The organism is Caballeronia terrestris (genome assembly GCF_001544515.1).
Lineage (GTDB): Bacteria > Pseudomonadota > Gammaproteobacteria > Burkholderiales > Burkholderiaceae > Caballeronia > Caballeronia terrestris.
Genome location: NZ_FCOL02000001.1, coordinates 178432 through 199477, shown reverse-complemented (window position 1 = coordinate 199477; position 21046 = coordinate 178432). Strand labels below are relative to the sequence as shown.

Annotated in this window: 21 protein-coding genes; 7 read left to right on the top strand and 14 right to left on the bottom strand. The window is 63.8% G+C overall.

Annotation, left to right across the window (positions count from 1 at the left end):
• Position 1: 1 nt before the first annotated feature.
• The 6 genes from bcsB to AWB67_RS00915 form a co-directional block, all read right to left on the bottom strand.
• Positions 2-2500, bottom strand: a complete 2499-nt coding sequence (bcsB, locus tag AWB67_RS00940) for a cellulose biosynthesis cyclic di-GMP-binding regulatory protein BcsB (protein WP_087654350.1) — start codon at positions 2498-2500, stop codon at positions 2-4.
• A 3-nt stretch (positions 2501-2503) separates the two neighbouring features.
• On the bottom strand, positions 2504-4711 hold the full coding sequence (bcsA, locus tag AWB67_RS00935; protein ID WP_087654349.1) for a UDP-forming cellulose synthase catalytic subunit: 2208 nt from the start codon (positions 4709-4711) through the stop codon (positions 2504-2506).
• Positions 4708-5496, bottom strand: coding sequence for a cellulose biosynthesis protein BcsQ (gene bcsQ, locus AWB67_RS00930; RefSeq protein WP_087654522.1), 789 nt, complete (start codon positions 5494-5496; stop codon positions 4708-4710). Before bcsQ ends, bcsA begins: the two co-directional genes overlap by 4 nt.
• Positions 5493-6218: a cellulose biosynthesis protein BcsP gene (bcsP, locus tag AWB67_RS00925; protein WP_087654348.1), complete on the bottom strand. Its 726-nt coding sequence runs from the start codon at positions 6216-6218 to the stop codon at positions 5493-5495. Before bcsP ends, bcsQ begins: the two co-directional genes overlap by 4 nt.
• 176 nt (positions 6219-6394) lie before the next feature.
• On the bottom strand, positions 6395-6850 hold the full coding sequence (gene bcsD, locus AWB67_RS00920; RefSeq protein ID WP_087654347.1) for a cellulose biosynthesis protein BcsD: 456 nt from the start codon (positions 6848-6850) through the stop codon (positions 6395-6397).
• 494 nt (positions 6851-7344) lie between these two features.
• On the bottom strand, positions 7345-7542 hold the full coding sequence (locus tag AWB67_RS00915; RefSeq protein WP_087654346.1) for a hypothetical protein: 198 nt from the start codon (positions 7540-7542) through the stop codon (positions 7345-7347).
• 456 nt (positions 7543-7998) lie between these two features.
• Here AWB67_RS00915 and AWB67_RS00910 point away from each other — a divergent pair, with 456 nt between their 5' ends.
• Positions 7999-8613, top strand: a complete 615-nt coding sequence (locus AWB67_RS00910; RefSeq protein ID WP_087654345.1) for an NAD(P)-dependent oxidoreductase — start codon at positions 7999-8001, stop codon at positions 8611-8613.
• A 21-nt stretch (positions 8614-8634) separates the two neighbouring features.
• On the opposite strand, the gene AWB67_RS00905 is transcribed toward AWB67_RS00910, so the two are convergent.
• From AWB67_RS00905 to AWB67_RS00885, 5 genes are all read right to left on the bottom strand, one after another.
• A complete protein-coding gene (locus tag AWB67_RS00905; protein ID WP_235024991.1) occupies positions 8635-9066 on the bottom strand; it encodes a DUF3331 domain-containing protein in 432 nt (143 codons plus the stop codon).
• A 223-nt stretch (positions 9067-9289) separates the two neighbouring features.
• Positions 9290-10129 (bottom strand): ABC transporter permease, encoded by an 840-nt coding sequence (locus tag AWB67_RS00900; RefSeq protein WP_087654343.1) that lies wholly within the window; start codon positions 10127-10129, stop codon positions 9290-9292.
• A 5-nt stretch (positions 10130-10134) separates the two neighbouring features.
• Positions 10135-11406, bottom strand: coding sequence for an ABC transporter permease (locus AWB67_RS00895; protein ID WP_087654342.1), 1272 nt, complete (start codon positions 11404-11406; stop codon positions 10135-10137).
• A 62-nt stretch (positions 11407-11468) separates the two neighbouring features.
• Positions 11469-12506, bottom strand: a complete 1038-nt coding sequence (locus tag AWB67_RS00890) for an ABC transporter substrate-binding protein (protein ID WP_087654341.1) — start codon at positions 12504-12506, stop codon at positions 11469-11471.
• A gap of 64 nt (positions 12507-12570) precedes the next feature.
• Positions 12571-13662 (bottom strand): ABC transporter ATP-binding protein, encoded by a 1092-nt coding sequence (locus tag AWB67_RS00885; protein WP_087654340.1) that lies wholly within the window; start codon positions 13660-13662, stop codon positions 12571-12573.
• A gap of 178 nt (positions 13663-13840) precedes the next feature.
• Between AWB67_RS00885 and pdxR the strand changes: the two genes are divergently transcribed.
• Together pdxR and AWB67_RS00875 are read left to right on the top strand one after the other, a co-directional pair.
• Complete coding sequence (pdxR, locus tag AWB67_RS00880; protein WP_087654339.1) at positions 13841-15349, top strand: MocR-like pyridoxine biosynthesis transcription factor PdxR; 1509 nt, start codon at positions 13841-13843, stop codon at positions 15347-15349.
• A 144-nt stretch (positions 15350-15493) separates the two neighbouring features.
• Positions 15494-15928, top strand: a complete 435-nt coding sequence (locus tag AWB67_RS00875; RefSeq protein ID WP_087654338.1) for an RcnB family protein — start codon at positions 15494-15496, stop codon at positions 15926-15928.
• 48 nt (positions 15929-15976) lie between these two features.
• On the opposite strand, the gene AWB67_RS00870 is transcribed toward AWB67_RS00875, so the two are convergent.
• Positions 15977-16543, bottom strand: coding sequence for a TetR/AcrR family transcriptional regulator (locus tag AWB67_RS00870; RefSeq protein ID WP_087654337.1), 567 nt, complete (start codon positions 16541-16543; stop codon positions 15977-15979).
• A 98-nt stretch (positions 16544-16641) separates the two neighbouring features.
• Here AWB67_RS00870 and AWB67_RS00865 point away from each other — a divergent pair, with 98 nt between their 5' ends.
• On the top strand, positions 16642-17109 hold the full coding sequence (locus tag AWB67_RS00865) for a nuclear transport factor 2 family protein (protein WP_087654336.1): 468 nt from the start codon (positions 16642-16644) through the stop codon (positions 17107-17109).
• A gap of 21 nt (positions 17110-17130) precedes the next feature.
• Here the strand turns inward: AWB67_RS00865 and AWB67_RS00860 are convergent, their stop codons facing one another.
• Positions 17131-18156, bottom strand: a complete 1026-nt coding sequence (locus AWB67_RS00860) for a transporter (protein WP_087654335.1) — start codon at positions 18154-18156, stop codon at positions 17131-17133.
• 155 nt (positions 18157-18311) lie between these two features.
• On the opposite strand from AWB67_RS00860, the gene AWB67_RS00855 reads away from it, so the two are divergent.
• The 3 genes from AWB67_RS00855 to AWB67_RS00845 all read left to right on the top strand — a co-directional run bounded on the left by AWB67_RS00855 (position 18312) and on the right by AWB67_RS00845 (position 19839).
• The gene (locus AWB67_RS00855; RefSeq protein WP_235024990.1) at positions 18312-18719 is read left to right on the top strand and encodes a hypothetical protein; all 408 of its coding nucleotides are present in this window, start codon (positions 18312-18314) and stop codon (positions 18717-18719) included.
• 92 nt (positions 18720-18811) lie between these two features.
• A complete protein-coding gene (locus AWB67_RS00850; protein WP_087654334.1) occupies positions 18812-19258 on the top strand; it encodes a response regulator in 447 nt (148 codons plus the stop codon).
• Between the two features lie 308 nt (positions 19259-19566).
• Complete coding sequence (locus AWB67_RS00845; protein ID WP_087654333.1) at positions 19567-19839, top strand: hypothetical protein; 273 nt, start codon at positions 19567-19569, stop codon at positions 19837-19839.
• A gap of 134 nt (positions 19840-19973) precedes the next feature.
• Here the strand turns inward: AWB67_RS00845 and AWB67_RS00840 are convergent, their stop codons facing one another.
• Positions 19974-20930: a chemotaxis protein gene (locus AWB67_RS00840; protein ID WP_087654332.1), complete on the bottom strand. Its 957-nt coding sequence runs from the start codon at positions 20928-20930 to the stop codon at positions 19974-19976.
• Positions 20931-21046 lie beyond the last annotated feature (116 nt).

Genomic DNA, 21046 nt, shown 5'->3' with positions numbered 1-21046 from the left:
GTCAGTCCCTCAGCCGGCGCGCGGCGATCGCGCGCAACGTGCGGTAGAACAGCGCGGCGATGATCAGCGCGGCAAGCAGCCCGCCGATCACCAGCAGAACCGGATGAGACGACAGCGCCCAGCGCATGTAATGCATCGGCGACAGATGGCCGACGTAGTACGCCTCGCCGTTCGACGTCACGGTGACGGTGCGTCCGTGGATCACCGCCATCGCGCCCTGAATGCTCGGCAGCAGGTCGTTGTCGAGGAGCGCCGCGCTGAGATCAGCGTCCGACTGACCCGCCGCGCTCACGAGCGCCACCGCGCTTCGATCCTTCTTCAGCGGCGATTCGAAGCCGGAGATCAGCGCATCGCCATTGCTGCTGACGAGCGACAGATCCGCACGCGCCGGCGAGCGCTCGACGCCATGCTCGCCGTGCCACCAGTCGACGACCTTGTACGCGACGTCCGTCAACTGGAAGGTGCGCGCGTCGCCGTCGCCGGAGAAGGGCATCGACTTGGCCCAGCGCTGCAGCAGCGGCTGGCGTCCCGGCGAGCCGAGGATCAGGAGGTCCTTGTCGGCGAACTGGTCGACCTGTTCGGCGAACCCGACCGTGACGCCCGTCGCCGGATAACCCGTCGATGCGCCCATGCGGCCCATTTCGAGCAAATACAGGGTGTAGTCGGCGGAACCGGCCTCGTTCGGCAGGATCACCGCTGTCTGGGACAAATCGGCCATCCGCGTGAACGGGAAGCCGCCGTTCGCGAACGCGGCCAGATCGGGCAGGGCCATGTAGTGCGGGAACCCGGACAGATCGATGGTCGAATTCGGATCGATCGCGCCGACGACGTTGTCCAGCACGCGCCCCGTACATTCGCCCGTCTTCGGGATGTCGTAGTAGAAGTGCAGGCGCAACTGGGCGCGCGGCGTGAGGAGCAGCGGCGGCAGATAGATCTGGCGGCGCGCGGCGACGGTCTTGTCCGGCATCACGCGGCTGAAGTACTGGCCGAGATCGAACGTCGATGCCGACACCGCCGGAATCCGCAGCGACTGCACGAAACCGTTGTTCACGCTGATGTTGAGTGACGAGCGGTCCGGCGCCGGGCGCACCGTGTAGCGGTACGCGAGGTCGATCGGCGCGCCCTTCGTCTGCCACATGAAGAGATCGGGCGGCACGCGCAGGTTCACGCGCACGGCGTCGGCGTCGTAGCCGTTGACGGTCAGGTCGCGCGCTTCCGCCAGCTCGCCGAAGCGTACTGGACGGTCGGTCGGCAGCCAGTTCGGGGCGTCGTAGGGACGGCGCGGCTGGAGATCGGTCAGTTGCGTGATCGTCGCGCTTTCACCGGACAGCGCGTTCTGGCCCATGCCGAGCGCGCGCGCGGCGGTCTTCAATTCGGAATCGTTGCGGCCGAGCACGAGCAGGAAGCGTCCGCGCGCGGGCGCCGGGCGGTCGACCACGGCGATCGTCGGCCCCGACACCGCCGGAATCTCGATGCCGGCCGGGCGCGCATCGGAGGTCGCGAAGATGACGGCGTTGCCCGAGAGCGGCGCGTTGTCGATCTGCGCGGGGAACACCGCGCCGCGATAGCCCGCGAGCGAGCCTAACCACGACGCGACCGAACCGGCCGCTTCGAGCGCCTGCGTGCTCGGCTTTTGCGCGAACACGAACGGCAGTTCGAGCCGGCGCACGTCGCGGCGGTCGAAGAAGGGCGCGGGAAGCGCGGCGAGATCGGGCTTGCTCGCGAGGAACGCGTAGGTCAGGTCGAGCGAACTCGCGTTACTGACGGTCGCCCATAGCGACGAGCTCGACGGGTCCTCGCATTGCTGCGTGTAGTGCCCGATCAGTTGCACGTTCAGGTGGTTGAACTCGGTGATGAAGCGCGGATCGATCGACACATCACGCGCGACGAGCGTGCCCGCCTGATCGCGCGGCACCGGCAGCGTAGCCGCGACTTCGCCGTTGATCAGCACCTTCAGTTGCGAGATGTTCGGCAGCAGCGCCGGCGAGTAGCTGTAGATCAGATGCAGCACGGCAGCGGTCACGACTTCGTCGCCGCGCACCGAGAAGGGCACGCCGTTCTGGACGTCGGTGCCGCGCAGTTGCAGCGGATCGAGCGCGCCGAGATCGACGAACGAAAGCGACTGGCGGCGTCCTCCCGGCACGAGCGTGCCCGGATCGGCGGTGGTCGGCGTGCGCGCGTTGAGCGGCTTCGCCTGATTGCCGGCGAATGCGGGCACGGGCATCGCGAGCGCAGGCTGGGGAATCGTGTTCGGATTGAGCAGCACGGCCGGGCTCGGCGCCGGCACGGAGCCTACGCCGGTCGCGACGTTGGTGCCGGCAGCGGGCGCGCTCGCCGCCGTGGCCACCGCTGTCGCCGCTGCGGCCAGGGGCGCTGCGAACGCCGTCTGCAATGCCATGCAGATCGCGATCACGCGCCCCAGGGGCCTTTCGCAAAAACGCGGCGTGCGCTCGCCCCGTACGTTGTTATCCACGCGCAACTTCGACATGCCTTTGCCCATTTTTCAGTCTTTCGTTTTCAGCTTCTTGGTATCGATCGGGCGCTTGCGCATCCACGTCAGAAGGTCGTTGTGAAGATGTTCGAAGAGCCCGGCGATGCCCCGCGTGCCCACCAGAAGCACGTGGGACAGGCCGCGCAGCGGCGTATCCGCGAGACGTCCGTCGGACCAGCCGGTCCAGGCGTCGGCACGGGCGAAGGTCGTCTTGACGAACTCGAACTCCTGCTCGCGCGTGAGCGTCCCGAAGCGCAGCCCGACGCGCCCCGGCGCCGTGAAGCCAACCGTGGCGGGGAATGCGTATTCCTCGTCGCCCCGGAAGAGCGAGACGGTCACGCGCTCGTGCATCGGCACTTCGATGTCGTTCGGCAGCTTCACGCCGACGCCGCCTTCCGAATAGTCGATCGTCTGGCATGCGAGCGTTCTGCCCGTCGAGAACTTGAGCATCACGGGCATTTCCATGTGCACGCGATGCGTCGTGCGGACCTGGCGCCGTTCGCTCGCCGCCGCGACGCTCGCGCCGAGGATCAGCATGTTGTAGACGGTCCAGCAGAGGTTCAGCACGGTGGTCTGCACTTCGCTGCGCACATCCCAGTACAAATAGATATGCGCGATGCCCGCGCCGAAGCCAATCAGGTTCAAAAGCAGCAAAAACAGGTACGGACGCGAGATCGACCAGTCGAAATAGTCCTTCGCGATCTGGCCGCCCTTCGCCGTCACGTTGAACTTGCCGAGCTTCGGGTTGATGACGGCGAGCAGCGTCGGAGCCGTGATGTACGACGCCAGCACAGATTCATACACTTCCGCCCAGAACGAATGGCGGAACGAGCGCTGCATCCGCGAGTTCGTGATGCTGGCGTGCATCATGTGCGGCAGCGCGAAGATCGCAATGGTGCTCGCCGCCGCTTCGATCACGTGCGCACCGAAGAACAGGAACGAGAGCGGCGCGGTCAGGAAGACGAGCCGCGGGATGCCGTAGAAGAAGTGCATCATCGCGTTCAGATAGCACAGGCGCTGGCCGATCTTGAGGCCGCGCCCGGTGAGCGGATTGTCGATGCGGAAAATCTGCGTCATGCCGCGCGCCCAGCGAATCCGCTGGCCGATGTGGCCCGACAAACTCTCGGTCGCAAGGCCCGCCGCCTGCGGAATCGCGAGATAGGCGGTCGTGTAGCCGAGGCGGTGGAGCTTCAGCGCCGTATGCGCGTCTTCCGTCACCGTTTCCACCGCGATGCCGCCGATCTCTTCCACCATCGTGCGGCGCAAAAGCGCGCACGAGCCGCAGAAGAAGGTCGCATTCCACAGGTCGTTGCCGTCCTGCACGAGGCCGTAGAACAGTTCGCCTTCGTTCGGCACCTTGCGGAAGGTGCCGAGGTTGCGCTCGAACGGATCGGGCGAGAAGAAATGGTGGGGCGTCTGCAGCATCGAGAGCAGCTTGTCGTGCAGGAACCAGCCGAGGCCGATCTGCAGGAACGAGCGCGTCGGGATGTGATCGCAGTCGAAGATCGCGAGGTATTCGCCCTTCGTGATCTTCAGCGCTTCGTTGATATTGCCGGCCTTCGCGTGGCGATTGTGCGTGCGGATCGTCCAGTTGACGCCGATTTCCTCGCAGAACGCCTTGAATTCGGGACGGCGGCCGTCGTCGAGGACGTGGATCGCGATCTTGTCGGCGGGATAGTCGAGCGCGAGCGCGGCGTAGATCGTCGGCTTCACGACCGTCAGCGGCTCGTTGTAGGTCGGGATGAAGATGTCGACGGTAGGCCATTCGTCGCGCGAGGCGGGCAGCGGCATCGGCTTGCGCTTGAGCGGCCAGGCGGTCTGGAAATAGCCGAGCAGCAGGACGAGCGCCGAATACACTTCGGCGGCGACCAGCAGGAGGCCCCAGGCAGCGTCGAGCGGGCGCTCCCAGTAGGTGGTTTCGGTCAGGCGCCAGAACATGTAGCGGCCCGACGCGACCACCGACAGCATGATCATCACGAGCGTCGCGTACTGGCCCTGCAGGCGGCGGAAAAAGAGCGCGAACAGGAAGCAGATGGTCGCGAACGCAAGCTGCTGGCCGAACGCGAGGGGCACCGTCACGACGAAATAGAGCGCGACGACCGCGAACAGCGTCACGAGGATCGTGACGGCGCGGCTTCCCCAGATGCGTGAATCGACGAAGCGTTCGAGCCGCGACGGCGGCCCTTCGCCTGCGTCGGGCGTGGCGTTGGTCGTGCTCATGCGACATTCCTCGGCGAAACCTGCATCGTGTCGATCGCCGACAGCAGCCAGTCGCCGCACGCGCGCAGATCGGCAGCGGCCTGGGAGAGCGGATCGTAGTGGATCAGCGTTGTGTCGCAGGCGAGCGATTCGCTCACGCCTTCGTCCTGATGGATCACGCCCGGAAACACCTTCGAGCCGAGCATGTTGCGCAGCACTTTCAGCACGTCCTTGCTCAACTGGCGCGACTGGTCGACCTGATTCACGACGTAGCCCTGACCGGCGAAATCGCTGCGCGGCGCGGCGTAGTTCTCGATCATGCGTTCCATCTGCGGGATCGCGGCGTAGGAGGCGGCGTCCGCGAGCACGACGTTCAGCGCGAAATTCGCCGCCGTCAGCGCCGCGCGCGTGTAGACCGACGAGCCCGGCGGGGTATCGACGATCACGATGTCGGACGCGTCGAGGCCGAGCGTATCGAGCGAATGCGCGAGCCACGCCGGCTCGCGATCGATGTGCGCTTCGAAGCGGCGGCGATCGTCTTCCAGGACCGCGCCGTAGGGCAGGACCGTCACACCATCGACGCCGTCGAACATCACGGTTTGCCAGGCGTCGCCGGCGAGCGTGGCGCGCGAAATGCCGTCGATGCTGTCGAGCGGGATGCCGAAGTGCAGGCGCAGCGCGTTCTGCGGATCGAGGTCGAGCACGATCACGCGACGCCCGCGCGCCGCGAGCACCGATGCGAGGTTTGCGGCGAGCGTCGTCTTGCCGACGCCGCCCTTGGCGGACACGACGGTGATGACTTTCATGAACGCGTCGCCCGGTTGGCAGCCCACGTGCGGGCGGGGGCAGCGGGTTCGGCCGCGTTGCCGCGCAGGCGGTCGAACACGGACAGAAGCGACGACGGGTGCGCCTCGGCTTGAACTTGGGGTGCGGTTTGCTGTTCGGTCGAGGCGAATAGCTTGCCGAGGATCGAAGGCGCGGGCGCAGCGGGTTGCACGGGGGCGGCCTGGCGCGGTGCTGCCACGAACGGAATCGACGGAAGAAGGGGTGCAACCGGTGCAACTGGCGCGGTGCTGAATGCACGCAACGGCGACTGCTGTGTCGGTGCGACGGGTGCAACCGGCGCGGCGGGACGGGCCGTCTGCGTCACAGGCGGTGACACTTCTGCCGGCTCCGCCACGGCGTCCGCGTCCGCAAACCGCGAAGCGCCCGGAGCAACCGCCGGCAGCGTCACGTTGCCGACCGGCGGAATCGTCCGGCGATGCGCGCGCGCGAAAAGCGGCGGCTTGCCGCGATTGATCGGCGTCGCCTTCGATGCCGCGTCGGCTTCGCCACGCGCACCCGGCAACTGCACGTCACGGCGCTGCGCGACTTCCGGAATCGGCGGCTGCGTGAAATCGAGCGTCGCAAGCAGCGGCCAGCGCGTGCGTGCCGAGCGCGCCTCGTTCTCCCGCCCGATTTCCTGATAATCGCCTGCGTTGCCGCCAAAATGCTCGAATAATTTCTCGATGTCGCGCGAAGTATTCATGATGCCGCCGTCCTCGTAATCCCGATTTGCTTCTAATTAGCCATTTGCCGCGCAGACATCTGTGGTCGGCTGCGGGTAAAGATTCAATGTTCGGAAGCAAGGTGAATGCCGTAGTCCGGTTTCAGTCATCCTTGCCGACTTCGCCGATGCATTTTTTGCAATCCGTATAAGCCTTATTACGGCATGCCGCGCGCAAGCCTGAATTCCACGGCCGAATTTTCATCGAATTCGCCCGCTTGCTTGACTGCCAGTCCTTGCGCGCCGAGCGTCCCCAGCCATTGCTGATAGGCGCCTTCGAGAAACGCCGGACTCCACGTGAGCGCGCGCGCCCCAAATGCCGGCAGCGGCGCGCAATAGTGCGTGATACTCAAATAGCCGGGCTTCTCCGCAATCGCGACGAAACCCCAGTCGGTGTCGCGCCACAAGGCATTGAGCGAATCGACGAGTTCCGTCATCGATTCACACGCGGGCAGCGGATGCGCGTCCGCGAATCGGCGTCCGATGCGATTCATCAACTGACGCAGTTCGCTCTGACCGATCTGTGCTTCGAATTCTTCGGCGAGCGCAGCAAGTACGCCGCGCCACTGCACTGATATCTGACGTTCCAGCAGGTAATCGAAAATGGCAACCATGATGGCCCTGAAGAGACTTGGGAGCGTCGACCGATATTCGGTCGTTCTTACTCGGTATTTACTGCGGAATTCTTAATTGCTGCTGCTGTCAACATAATCGGGCGGGCTATTTCCATGCGTTTGCGCACGCCCGAAGGTACTTCAACCGCTTTGTTTTCGCCAGTAGAAAGACTAGCAGCGCCATTTTTATCGAATCTTGCGAATTGACTTGCGATCGGCCTTCTATTTACCGATTCAATTCATTCTTCGATAGACAAAAGCTTGGCGCTAGCGCCTTTAAAGCGCTTGTATGATGAATGCGCTCCTGTACTAGCTGGTTAACGGCAAAGCGCGAGTATGGTTTACATCGTATCGAATGGCAAATGCGGCATTTTCTGCCGATTCAGACGTGAAAACGTTTGCTATCGAAGCTTGAGCGTCTTCGATACGACAGAAAATTCCAGCGAAAAAAAAGCGCCCCGATTGGGGCGCCTTGTTGGAAAGAGATTGGCGTCTCAGAGATTGGCCCGGACGGCATCTCTGACGGCGTCCATGACGATGCCGTAGTCGAGCGGGATGTCCAGCGAATCGGAGTAGCCGAAGTCGTCAGCCGACTCTTCGGGCATTGCGCGGACCGGGACAGGTTCAACGTTGGGCTGACCCGGTAGGCTCGCGCCTCCTTCGATGACACCCTGCGCTTGCGGATTCTTCACGATTAACTCCTTGCGGTAATGGGAGCGGGCGAGAGAGTGCAATATAAATCAAGGAAATGACAAATTGACGACGTTCAGTTCCACCCGACTGCGGATCGCCGGCGCCCGCAAAGCCTTGCTGCGAGGCCCTGCCAGGGCAGCCGTTACGCGATCTGCAACGAGTGCGCGGCTCTACAGTTTAATAGCGGTGACGAGGGGCAAACGTTTGTCGGACTTATGGCGAGCCCATCTCAATATAGCTGTGGCGCCCTAAAAACGGGCGTGATTTTTGCCCGAGCGACAGAATCGAGCATTCGGCCGACGAAATGGACGGAGATCGAAACGGTCGCATTCTGTTAGCTGCGGAAAGAAATCATGTCGGTCGAGCGGCTTACGCGGCCGTTTGTTCGCGACTATGATGATTTTTGACCCGATTGGGCGCTTTAGCCCATCGTTGATGCAAGGAGAAACGAGCAAATGAGCAAGATCGCGATTATCGGAGCGACAGGGAACGTGGGCAGCCAACTGCTTGCGGAAGCGTTGCGGCGCGGGCACACCGTGACTGGCATTGCGCGCGATGCCTCATCGCTCGAAGGGCGGGACGGCGTGGCGGCGCGCAACGTCGACCTTTTCGATGCCGATGCGCTCGCGCAAGCCGTCGCGGGCCGCGATGCCGTGTTCAGTTCGGCCCGCTTCGACGGCGTGCCGGCGACCGCGATCGTCGAGCCGGTGAAGAAGGCGGGCGTTAAGCGATTGCTGGTGGTCGGCGGGGCGGGCAGTCTGTACGCGGCGCCCGGCATGCGCGTGATCGATGCGCCCAACTTCCCGTCGCAGTACAAGACGGAAGCGGCGGCGGGCGCCGCATTCCTCGACGCGTTGCGCGCGGAGAAGGACCTCGACTGGACGTTCGTGTCGCCATCGGCGGAATTCGTCGACGGGAAGCGCACGCAGAGCTTCCGCACCGGCCGGGACGAATTGCTGGTCGATGGTAATGGCCGAAGCTGGATCTCGTTCCAGGACTTCGCTATCGCCTTCCTCGACGAGTTCGAAAAGTCCGCGCACGTGCGGCAGCGGTTTACCGTCGGCTATTAAAGAAACCGCCGGTAAAACCGCTCAGCCGTGCAGGTCGGCTTCCATTTCCTCGTCGGCGGGCATCGCGGCGGCGAGGATCATCGCCGATGCGTTTTGTGGCTTCGGATCGCGCTGCGACGGCCGGTACACCGCGTCGCCGCGATGAATCGGCATGCCGGACAGCGAGCAGACGCCCGCGATGGTCGCGCTTGTGGCGCGCCATCCCTGATAGCCGTAGTGGCACGTGCCGGGGTCGGACCAGTAGACGAGCGCCGTCGCGCTGCTCGGCCGCTCGATCACGCGCACGACCGCTTCCGGAAACGGCCGCAGATCGTTCGACGGGCGCGGGTGGTCGCGGTCCCAGTCGCGCGTCAGCTGGTCGATGAACGCACGCTCCGCGCTCGCCGACTTCTGCGGCGCATTCCCCACGGCGCTCTCACTCGGGAGCGCTTTCAGCTGGTGGACCGTTTGCATCCAGGGGTCCGCTCTTTTCATCAATGCTGTCATGGCATCTGTTCCAGGCGTTGCTTGCCCTAGAACGTACGTCAATAAGCACATTCTGATAAATACTGCATCAGTGAATACACTGTCCCGTTGGCGCGAATAATCGACGGGAATAAACCGTCATTTGCTCGACAGGCCCGTCAGGCGGGGCAGAGCGGATGTCGGACAATAACTTCCACGGCCGAAAAAAGCCTCAAGCCGCCACCGCGCGCGCCGCCGCACGGCCGCGCAGCCACTCCAAAGCGAGCAAAAGGCTCGTCGAGAACACGATCAGGATCGTCGCGAGGGCGGCGATCGTCGGGCTGATGTTCTCCCGGATGCCGGTAAACATCTGGCGGGGGAGCGTCGTCTGGTCGGCGCCGGCGAGGAAAAGCGTGACGACGACTTCATCGAACGACGTCGCGAACGCGAACAGCGCGCCCGAGATCACGCCCGGCGCGATCACCGGCAGCGTGACGCGGAAAAACGTCGTGAGCGGGCTCGCGCCGAGCGACTGGCTCGCCCGCACCAGGTTGAAGTTGAAGTTCTGGAGCGTCGCGCCGACGGTCGTCACGACGAACGGCACGCCGAGCGCCGCGTGCGCGAGGATCAGCCCGAAGTACGTGTTCGCGATGCCGAGCGGTGCGAAAAACAGGTACATGCCGACGCCGACCACAATGACCGGCACGATCATCGGGGAGATCAGCACGGCCATCAGCAGCCCTTTGCCGACGAAATTGGCCTTCTGCAACCCGACGGCGGCGAGCGTGCCGAAAATCGTCGCGACGATCGTGGCCGACGGCGCCACGATGAAGCTGTTCTTCGCGGCCATGCGCCATTCGTCGGACATGACGAGGTTCTCGTACCAGCGCATCGAGAAGCCGGGAATCGGATACACAAGGAACGTGCTCGACGAAAACGACAGCGGCACGATCGCGAGAACGGGCAGGATCAGGTACAGGAGCGTCAGCACGCAGATGATGCGCAGCGCGAAGAACCAGATGCGCTCGATGACCGACGTATGGGGCGCGAACAGCGGTTTGGCGAGTTTCATATTCTTTACCCCAGGCTCACGTTCGAGCGCGTGAAGCGGCCGTAGACCACGTACAACAGGAGCGTCGCGGCGAGCAGCAGGGCGCCCAGCGCGCACGCCATGCCCCAGTTGATCGTCACGTTCGTGAAGTAGGCGATGTAGTAGCTGACCATCTGGTCGTTCGGGCCGCCGAGCAGCGCCGGCGTGATGTAGTAGCCGATCGCGAGGATGAACACGAGCAGCACGCCCGCGCCGATGCCCGGATACGTCTGCGGCACGTACACGCGCCAGAACGCGGCGAACGGATGGCTGCCGAGCGACACGGCCGCGCGCTGGAACGTCGGCGGGACGGACTTCATCACGCTGTAGAGCGGCAGGATCATGAAGGGCAGCAGGATGTGCGTCATCGAGATGTAGACGCCCACGCGGTTGAAAAGCAGCGCGAACGGTTGATCGATGAGGCCCGCGCCGATCAGCGTCTTGTTCACCAGCCCTTCGCTTTGCAGCAGCACGATCCACGCGGCGACGCGCACCAGCACCGACGTCCAGAATGGAATGAGCACGAGCACCATCACGAGATTGGCTTTGCGGGCGGGCAGGGTCGAGATCCAGTACGCGAGCGGATAGCCGAGCAGCAACGCGAAGAACGTCACCGCAACACCGATCACGAACGTGCGCGCAAAGATGCTCAGGTAGATCGATTGATCCGGCCCCGCGTGCTCGATTTTGCCAAAGCCGTCCTGCCGGTGATCCAGCGCGGCGAGAAGATAGAACGGCGAATAGCGGCCCGCGTTCTTCGCGATCGCCTGCCAGTACGCGACGTCGCCCCAGCGTTCGTCGATACCGATGATCTTTTCGCGGATTTGCGGCGCGGCGAGCGGCTGGCCGTCGTCGCCGACGAGGGGCATGTCGCGCGCCGTCTTCGTGACGAGCGAGCGGTAGCCCGGAATCTCCGTGTTCAGGCGCCGGGCGAGCGCGCCCATCGATTCGCCGTCCTTGACCACCGCCAGGTCCTGCGCAAGCGCGGCGTAGGCGGCGTCGGGCGGCGGCGTCTTGCGGTCCCATTTGGCGAGCGCGGCGCCGGTGTGCGGCAGCGCGGTCGCGACTTCGGGGTTCTCGGCGGCGCGCGTGAGCAGCGCGCCGATCGGCACCACGAAGATCAGAAAAAGGAAGATCGCGAGCGGCGCGATCAGGAGGAGCGCCATAGCGCGCTTCTTCGCATCGGCGATTTTCAGCTCGCGCTTCAACCGCGCCGTGGATTCGAGCGTCGGTTCGGCGGCTATCGTCATCGTGTTCACTCAATCTCCTTGCTTGCTGCATGGCACGGCCGCCTTCCCAGGGGAGGCGGCCATACAACTACTTACTTCGACGCCCAAGCTGTAAACCGCTGCTCCAGCTCATCACCGTGATCGGTCCAGAACGCCATGTCCTGCAGCACCGCGTTCTTCGCGTTCTCCGGCGAGTTCGGCATGTTCGACTGGGTCTTCGCGTCGAGCGCCTTGATCGCGGCCTTGTTCACCGGACCGTAGGCGATGTTCTTCGCGTATTCCTGCTGCGGCTTCTCGGACACCGAATACGCGATGTACTTCGTCGCGAGGTCCTTGTTCGGCGAGCCCTTCGGAATAGCCCAGTAATCCAGGTCATAGATGCTGCCGTTCCACACGACCTTCAGGTTCTTGCCTTCCTTCTGCGCGGCGTCGATCCGGCCGTTATAGGCCGTCGACATCACGACATCGCCCGCGACGAGGAACTGCGGCGGCTGCGCGCCCGCTTCCCACCACTGGATGTTCGGCTTCAGTTCTTCGAGCTTCTTGAACGCGCGATCGGCGCCGGCCTTCGTGCCGAGCACCTTGTAGACGTCCTTCGGCGCGACGCCGTCGGCCATCAGCGCGAATTCGAGGTTGTAGCGCGCGCCTTTGCGCATGCCGCGCTTGCCGGGGAATTTCTTCACGTCCCAGAAATCGGCCCAGCCGGCGGGCGCGGATTTCAGCTTGTCAGCGTTGTAGGCGAGTGCCGTCGACCACACGAAGAAGCCGACGCCGCAAGTCGCGGGCGATTCGGAAACAAGGTCCGGCTTCTTCGCGATCTTCGACCAGTCGAGCTTCTCGTACAGCCCTTCGTCGCAGCCGCGTCCGAGATCGCCCGATTCGACTTCGACGACGTCCCAGTTCACGTGCTTCGCTTCGACCATCGCCTTGACCTTGGCCTGCTCGCCGTTGTACTCGACGGCCGTGACCTTCGTGCCCGATTCCTTCTCGAACGGCTGGTTGAACGCGACTTTTTGCGCGTTGCCGTTTGCGCCGCCGAAATTGACGACGGTCAGCTCGGCGGCCATCGCCCCCGAAGCGCACACGAGCGCAGCCGCAGCCGCGATGGAACACATTGCGAACTTCTTCATGATCTGGCTTCCTCTTCTGCTTGCTGTTATGAATTGGACTGCGGTGGGAAACGTTTCTGCCGCTTCAAGCGAAGACGCGCAGATGCTCGGGCGCGAATTCCAGCGCGATCGGCGCGCCGGGAGCGAAGGCGTCGAGCGCTTCGGTGCCGAGCGGCACTTTCACGAAGCATTCGTCCTGCTCGCGCAAACCGCAGCGCATGCGGACGTGATCGCCGAAATAGATCAGGCTCTTCGCCTCGCCCGCGAGCGCGTTCGCGCCCGGCCGGCCAAGGCTCTGCGAGAGCTTCATGCGCTCCGGCCGGATACATGCGATGGCCTGCGCGCCCGGCTGCGCCTTCGCCACGTTCAGCCCCGAGACGCGCGTGCCGTCGGCGAGACGGATGTCGCAGAAATCGCCTTGCGTCTGCTCGATCGTGCCGCGCAGCTTGTTGCTGTCGCCGATGAAGTTCGCGACGAATTCGTTGCACGGCGCTTCATACAGGTGATCGACGGTATCGAGCTGCTGCACGATGCCCTTGTCGAACACCGCGACGCGGTCCGACATCGTGAGCGCTTCACCCTGATCGTGCGTCACGTAGACGAAGGTCACGCCGAGCTTCTCGTGCAGCGACTTCAGCTCGTATTGCATGTGCTCGCGCAATTGTTTGTCGAGGGCGCCGAGCGGCTCGTCCATCAGCACGAGCTTCGGCTCGAACACGAGCGCGCGGGCAAGCGCGATGCGCTGCTGCTGGCCGCCCGAAAGCTGCGCCGGATAACGCTTCGCGAAGCTCTCCATGCGCACCATCTTGAGCGCGTTGTGCGTGCGCTCGGTACGCTCGGCGGCGGACATCTTGCGCACCGTCAGCGGATATTCGACGTTCTGCTGCACCGACAGATGCGGAAAAAGCGCGTAGTTCTGAAACACCATGCCGATGTCGCGCTTGTGCGGCGGCACCTTGTTGAGCAGCTTGCCATCGAGCCAGATTTCGCCGCCGGTCGGGAACTCGAAGCCCGCGAGCATCATGAGACAAGTCGTCTTGCCGGACCCGGACGGCCCGAGCAGCGTGAGAAATTCACCCTGATAGATGTCGAGATCGAGTTGCTTGACGACGAGCGTCTCGCCGTCGTACGTCTTGCGAACCCCGCGAAAGCTGACGATCACCTGATCGGATTTCATCGTCCGAGTCTCCTTCGAATCCGTTATGCCTGTCGCCGCGACGCATGCTGCGCCGCACCGGAAAATTTTTCCACTGCCCGCGACAACTATAGTCCTCTACGGTTCTACAATGTGGAGCCATTTCAATATTCGCGGTGGAACCACTTAAGCGGCGCCACTGATACGGTCAGGGAACCGCGTGGACACGATCATCCTTTCCGACTGGCTGCATGCGCGGCTCGACCGCGCGCACGCCGAACCGATGTACCGACAGGTGCTCGACCTGATGCAGCAGGCAATCCTGACCGGCCAGCTCGCGCCCGGCACCAAGCTCCCGAGTTCGCGCACGCTCGCCGCCGATCTGGAGATCGCGCGCAATACGGTGCTGCACGTCTACGACCAGCTCACGGCCGAGGGTTACGTGATTTCGTCGACGGGAAGCGGCACTTATGTCGCCGATACGCGGCCGCAGGAGGCCCGGCCACCCGAAGACAACGTCGGCCCTAAGAAGCCCTGCGCGCTTTCGAAGCGAGGCGCGCGCTTGATCGGGCAGGCGGGCGTCTCGCCTAAACAGTGGGGCGCCTTCATGCCCGGCGTGCCCGATGTCGCCGAGTTTCCGGCGCGTACGTGGAGCCGCTTGCAGGCGCGGCTCTGGAAGCGCGCCAGTCCCGAACTGCTGACTTACGCACCCGGCGGCGGGTATCGGCCGCTCAGGCGCGCGCTGTCGGATTATTTGCGCGTCGCGCGCTCCGTGAAGTGCGCGCCGGACCAGATCGTGATCACGACCGGCATCCACCAGTCGATCGATCTCGCCGTGCGCCTGCTCACCGATTTCGGCGACCGCGCGTGGGTCGAGGAGCCGTGCTACTGGGGCGTGAGGAGCGTGCTGCAGTCGTCGGGGCTGACGCTCGTGCCGATTCCCGTCGACGGCGAAGGCCTCAATCCGCTCGAACGCGACATGCGCGAGCCGCCTCGGCTCGCGCTCGTGACGCCGTCGCATCAATATCCACTCGGCATGGTGATGAGCCTCGCGCGGCGTCGCTCACTGCTCGAATTCGCGCGCCAGCACGACGTCTGGATCATCGAGGACGACTATGACAGCGAGTTCCGCTACGGCAGCCGTCCGCTCGCGTCGCTGCAAGGGCTCGATGAAGCGGGGCAGGTGATCTACGTCGGCAGTCTCGGGAAGATGCTGTTTCCGGGTCTGCGCATGGGCTACATGGTCGTGCCGGAGCAACTCGTCGACACGTTTCGCACGGGTATCGCGGAGCTTTATCGCGAAGGGCAGTTGATGCAGCAGGCCGTGCTGACCGAGTTCATCATGGACGGCTACCTGACTTCGCACGTGCGCCGCATGCGCACGCTGTACGGCGAGCGCAGGCAATTGCTGATCGATTCGATTACCGCGCATTTCGGCGATACGCTCGACGTGATGGGCGACGAAGCCGGCTTGCATCTCGTGCTGGGTCTCCCCGAAGGCACCGACGATCGCGCGGTCGCGGCTGCTGCGTTGGATGCGGGTGTCGTGACGCGGCCGCTCGCGAACTACTACGTGGACCAGGCATCTGCGCGGCCGGGGCTCATGCTCGGCTACGCGTGCGTGCCGAACGAACAGATCGGCCCGGCCTTCGAGACGCTCGCGCGCGTGATCGAAAAAGCCATCGCGCCGGCCGATGCGCGCAGGCTTCGTAAGGTGGCGAGCCGGTAAACCGCCGTAAGCGTTACTTACACAATGAAACGGCTCGGGCCGCTCGCGCCGCGTACAGTCACCTCTTCCGATTCGTCCCGCAGGTTCACATTGCCGGATGACTTTTTTTATCGGCCAGTCATGGATCGTTGAAGAGGTGTTTATATGAAGAAGAGTCGAATCGTTGCCGCGTTGCTTTGCGCGAGCATGGGTCTTTCCAGCGTTGCAGTCTTTGCGCAGGGAATGCCGGGTGGTCCTGGCGAGCCGCATCAGCAGGAGCATGGTTCTAATGGTGGCCCGCATGGTAGCCCTGATCGAGGCCAGCACGGCGCACCGAACAACGCGCATGACAACGGTCACGCACCCGCGCCGATGCATGCGGAAGGCGGCGGACCCGGCGGCCCCGACGGACACGCCGAATGGCGCAAGGGCGATCGTCTCTCGCACGACTATCGCGACCGCCAGTACGTCGTCGACGACTGGCGCGGCTACGGCCTGCGCCAGCCGCCGCGCGGCTATCAGTGGGTCGGCGTAGGCGGGGACTATCTGCTCGTTGCGGCGGCGTCGGGCATCATCGCGCAGATCGTGCTCGCGCGATAAACACCGCTGCCATCGGAACTTCAGCACCGGCCTCGCGCCGGTGTTTTTCTATGCGCTCATCGCCCTGACGATACGCGCCAGCGACTTCAACGCCAGCGCCGGCGAGTCCTCGAACTGCGCCGCGACGATCGCGCCATCCACCGCCATCGCAAGCGCCTGGGCATCGGCTTTCGCGGTGCGCGACGCTGCCGGCAGCAGCTTCCTGATCGCATCGGCCATGTCGCGCTTGTGGCGCCGCGCGATGCCGACCGCATCCGCATGCGTGCCGCCCACTTCCACCACCGAATTGATGAACGCGCAACCGCGATACGCCTCGCTTTCGAACCACTCGGCGAGCGCGGGCACGAGCGCCTGCAGGTTCGCGCCGTGACGTTCGAGCGCTTCGTTGAACCACGCCATCCAGTTCTGATGCCGGTATTCGAGGAACGCGAGGATCAGGTCGTCCTTGCTCGGAAAGTACCGATAGAACGTTTTCTTCGCGACACCCGACTCCGCGATCACGCGATCGATGCCCGTCGCGCGGATGCCGTCGCGATAGAAGAGATCGTGCGCGGCGAGCAGGATGCGCTCGGACGGCGCGAGATCCGATGCGTCGATGAGGTCGGTGGAGTTCATGAAAAGAGATTGTAGACAGGTCTGTCTCCCTGCGCTAGAGTGCGTCGGTAGACGGACCTGTCTACCTTCCCTTCAGTCACGTACATAAGGATTGCGTCATGGAAACCAAGCCGCCGTTCCCGCCGTTCGATCTCGAATCCGCCAAGCTCAAAGTCCGCCTCGCCGAAGACGGCTGGAACAGCCGCGATCCGAAGCGCGTCGCGCTCGCGTACAGCGAGGACACGCGCTGGCGCAACCGCGCGGAATTCGTCACGGGCCGCGCCGCCGTCGAGGCGTTTTTGCAGCGTAAATGGGTGCGCGAAATCGACTATCGATTGATCAAGGAATTGTGGGCGTTCACTGGATCGCGCATCGCTGTGCGTTTCGCGTATGAATGGCACGACGATTCGGGCAGTTGGTTCCGCAGTTACGGCAACGAGAACTGGGAGTTCAACGAGGCGGGTCTGATGACGCATCGGCATGCGAGCATCAACGACCTGCCGATCAGGGAATCCGAGCGCAAATATCACTGGCCGCTCGGCCGCCGGCCCGACGACCATCCGGGTCTGAGTGACCTGGGGCTTTGAATCACAGGGAAGGGCGCGCCGCTACTGGTCGCCGCGCCGCCTGCGGAAGACCCACCATCCCGCAAGCACGGTGAACGTCGCGACGATCAGCACCATCAGCCAGAAGCCGTGATGATTCTCGGCGAATGGAATCCCGCCGACGTTCATCCCGAAGAACCCCGCGACGATGTTGATCGGCAGCGCGAGCACGGTGACGAGCGTGAGCGTGAAGAGCGTGCGGTTGCTCTGCTCGTCCATGCGCGTGCCGATTTCTTCCTGCAGCAGCTTGATCCGTTCGACGAGCCCCGCCAGATCGCCGAGCACGAGCGAAAACTCCTCGGTCGCGTCGCGCAGGTCCTGCACGTCGTGCAGATGCAGCCAGCGCGGCGGCCTCGCGAGCAGCCGGAACACCGAACCGGGTTCCGGCGCGAGCAGCCGCTGCAGGCGCACGAGCACGCGCCGCATCGCGCCGAGATCCGAGCGGCTCGCGGGCGCGCGCATAGAGAGAAAACGGTCCTCGATCCGGTCGACTTCGACGTTCGTGCGCCGCACGATCTGCACGAGCAGATCGGCCTGATCGCGCAACAGGTGCGTGAGCAACTCCGCCGGTGAGCGGAACACCTCGCCGCGCCGCACCGATTCGCGCAGCGTATCAACCGAGCGCAGCGGCTTCAGGCGCGCCGTCACGAGCAGCTTCTGGTGCGTGTAGACCCAGAGCGTCGCGATTTCGGCGGGCGTCAGCTCGAAATTGAAGATGACGTCGTTGATCACCGCGAGCAGCGCGCCTTCCTGATGCTCGATGCGCGTCGAGTGCGAGCCGTCGCGCAGGGTTTCGAAGAAGGCTTCCGGCAGATCGAGCCGCGTGCGCATCCAGCGCTCGCACGAACTATTCGCGAGATCGAAGTGCAGCCAGAGGAATTCCTTCGCGGTATCGTGCCTCTCGATCCATTGGACCACGCCGTTCGAGTCGATCGGCACGCCGGGTTCATCTGCGACGAAGCGAAAGCCGCAGACGAGGCCGGAGAAGTCGGAGCCGTAGGGCGCGGCCTTGAGAGTGGGGGAATTCATGCGTGGCGTCGGGGGCGTGTATTTTTGGGATCGCGTGCCGTAGTTTGCCACCGCTTGAGGCCCTTTTTGACGTGTGCGGCGTTTCGATCGCTGCGCCAATCGGTGAAACCGTGCATATTGAAAGGCACGTATGACTGTCACATTGACGCGCTACGATGGCGCTGCGCACGATGACCGTGCATCCGCACGGCATGCAGAACTGGGCTTACGGGAGAATCGCGGTGGAATTTCAGGACGAAATCGATGAACCCACGCAGACGAGCGCCGCCGGGCTGACGCGGCTCGCGGCGACCCTCGGCGATCTGCTGCGCGAACAGGCCATCGACAGCCGTTTCGGCACGAAACTCTTCAAGCGACTGGAAAAAGAAGCGAAACGGGTGATCGACCACGCCCCGGCGCCGCTCAATAAAGCCGATAAAGCCGCATTGCGCGAGGCGCTCGAAAGTCTCGAACACGCGCTCGTTCAGCGCGACGCCGCTCTGCTCGTCGCGGCGAACGCCAAGCTGCGCGACAACGAGGAAGCGACGGCCAAGCGCCGCAAGGGCAAAAAAGACGAGGCCTGAGCGCCGCGCACGGCGTGTTTGTCCACGTGTTGTGCATGTCAGGCGCGAAACCTGCTGCTCACACCAAGACGAATATTCCGAGCGTGCGTCACATGCATTCAGTCTTGCCGCGTTCCCGTTCCTGTTCCTGTGTCCTCTGGACCGACCGAAGTGTCGACTCCGACGCCGACGTAAAGCGCTGGCGGATTCTCGTCGTCGACGATAACGAAGCGAGCGCCGAAGGTCTCGCCGCCGCGCTCGCCGCGGACGGTCTGGATACCCGCTACGTGCTGAGCGGCGTCGATGCGCTGCATGCGATCGACGGCTGGGTGCCGCACGTCATCGTTCTCGATATCAGCATGCCGGAGCACGACGGTTTCGCGACCGCGCGCGTCCTGCGCCGCATTCCACCGACGCGCAACGTCGGGATCATCGCGTTTACGGCGCTCGCCGAGGATTACGTCCGCACGAAAGGCGTGCACGCCGGCTTCGACGGCTACTGCCAAAAAGGAAACACGCCGCGCGAACTCGTTCATCTGATTCAGCGCCTGCTCCACTAGCCTCCAGCACGCTCCACCAAGCGCGACCGCAAAAAACTTTGCGCCGCGATTGTTCCGTCCCCCGAAACCGACCCCGTCGCTCGAATCGCGCAAGCCTTTGCGTGGCGGGTATTTGCGCGATTTCAACTAAAACCGTGTTAGATCGATTGTTGGCCTATCTTGAAAAGACAATTGAAATTTATGGGGATAAAAAATCGATAGTGCGGGTATACACTCCATTTCATCGACGTAGCACAGAGTTTCTCGAAAGTCTGCTGCGGCGCCTTCTGAAACGAATCGAAACGTCAAACGACTCTGGAGCAACTACCATGAAACGCAATCTTCTCGCTGTCCTTCTGATCGCCGCTTCCGCTACCCTCGCTGCCCCGGCTTTCGCCAGCGGCTACGGCCCGGCACCGTCGTATCGCCCGGCTGTCGGCGCACCGTCGTCGCAACAAGGCCCGAGCGCGCAGACTATCGCCGCCGAGCAAGCAGCAACCGGTTCGGACGCCCGCGCCTACGGCGGTTCGCGTGACTCGCTGGCTCAATCGGGCAACCGCGCGCAATCGAACGACACGAATTCGGTCTTCTTCGGTCGCTGATCGAACGGCGTTCCGGTCGCCCATCCCACGGACCTGAACGCAGTAGAAACGAAACGGCGCCCGGTGCAGCAGACTCACGAGGTCTGACTGCACCGGGCGCCGATCCGTTTACGACGCGGCCTATTCGAACGCGATCACGTCCCGTAAAGCGCCTGACGCATCACGGACGCCAGTTCTGCCGCCACGAATTTCGACACATACGCGTTCGCGCCGACCTTCCGCACGTGCTCCTCGTTCGCCGAACCCGACAGCGACGAATGGATCACGACCGGAATCGACTGCAATCCCGCGTCGGCCTTGATGCGGCGCGTGAGCGTGAAGCCGTCCATCTCCGGCATTTCGAGATCGGTCAGGACGAGGGCGATCTGATCGCCGATGTCCGTGCCGTCGGCCTGCGCCTTTCTCTGCGCGGTTTGCAGCACGTGCCACGCTTCCTGGCCCGTTTTCGTCATCACGAAGGGCACGCCCATCGCGGTCAGGCTTTGCTCGATGAGGCTGCGCGCGACGCCGGAATCGTCGGCGGCGAGCACTTTCGCGCCCGGCTTCAGCTTGACGCGGCCGGTCTGTTCCTCGGTGATGTCGGGTTCCGTCGACGGCAGCACGTCGCGCACGATGCGCTCCACGTCGAGCACCTGCGCGAGCCGCGAGCCGTCGACGTTGCCGTCGAGCCGCGCGAAGCTCGTCACCGTGCGCCCGCTCGAATGCGATTCCGCCGAGAGCACCTGATTCCACTCGAGCCGCACGATATCGTCGACTTCCTCGACGGCGAAGCCTTGCGTCGTGCGCGCGAATTCCGTGACGAGCAGGATCTTCGGCCCGTTTTTCGGCCGGCAGCCGGTGACTTTCGCCAGATCGATGACGGGAATGATCTGCCCGCGAATATCCGCGACGCCGAGAATTTCCGCGTTCGCGCCTGCGACGGCGGTGATGGCGGGCATCGCGAGGATTTCGCGCACCTTGAAGACGTTGATGCCGTAGAGCTCGCGCTGCTCCGAGTCCGGTGCTTCGCCCAGACGGAACAGCAGCAATTCGAACATGTTGTTGCCGGCGAGCCTGACGCGCTGCTCGATATCGTGCTGTGAACTGCTCACTCTTTTCCCCTGATCGTCGCTGGAAACGCTGGTTGCGCTGTGTGTTATCGCCCGCTTGCAGACGATGGATTGCTGATTAGCGGCAACTTTCTGCGAAACTGAAGGTGTTTCGCGTC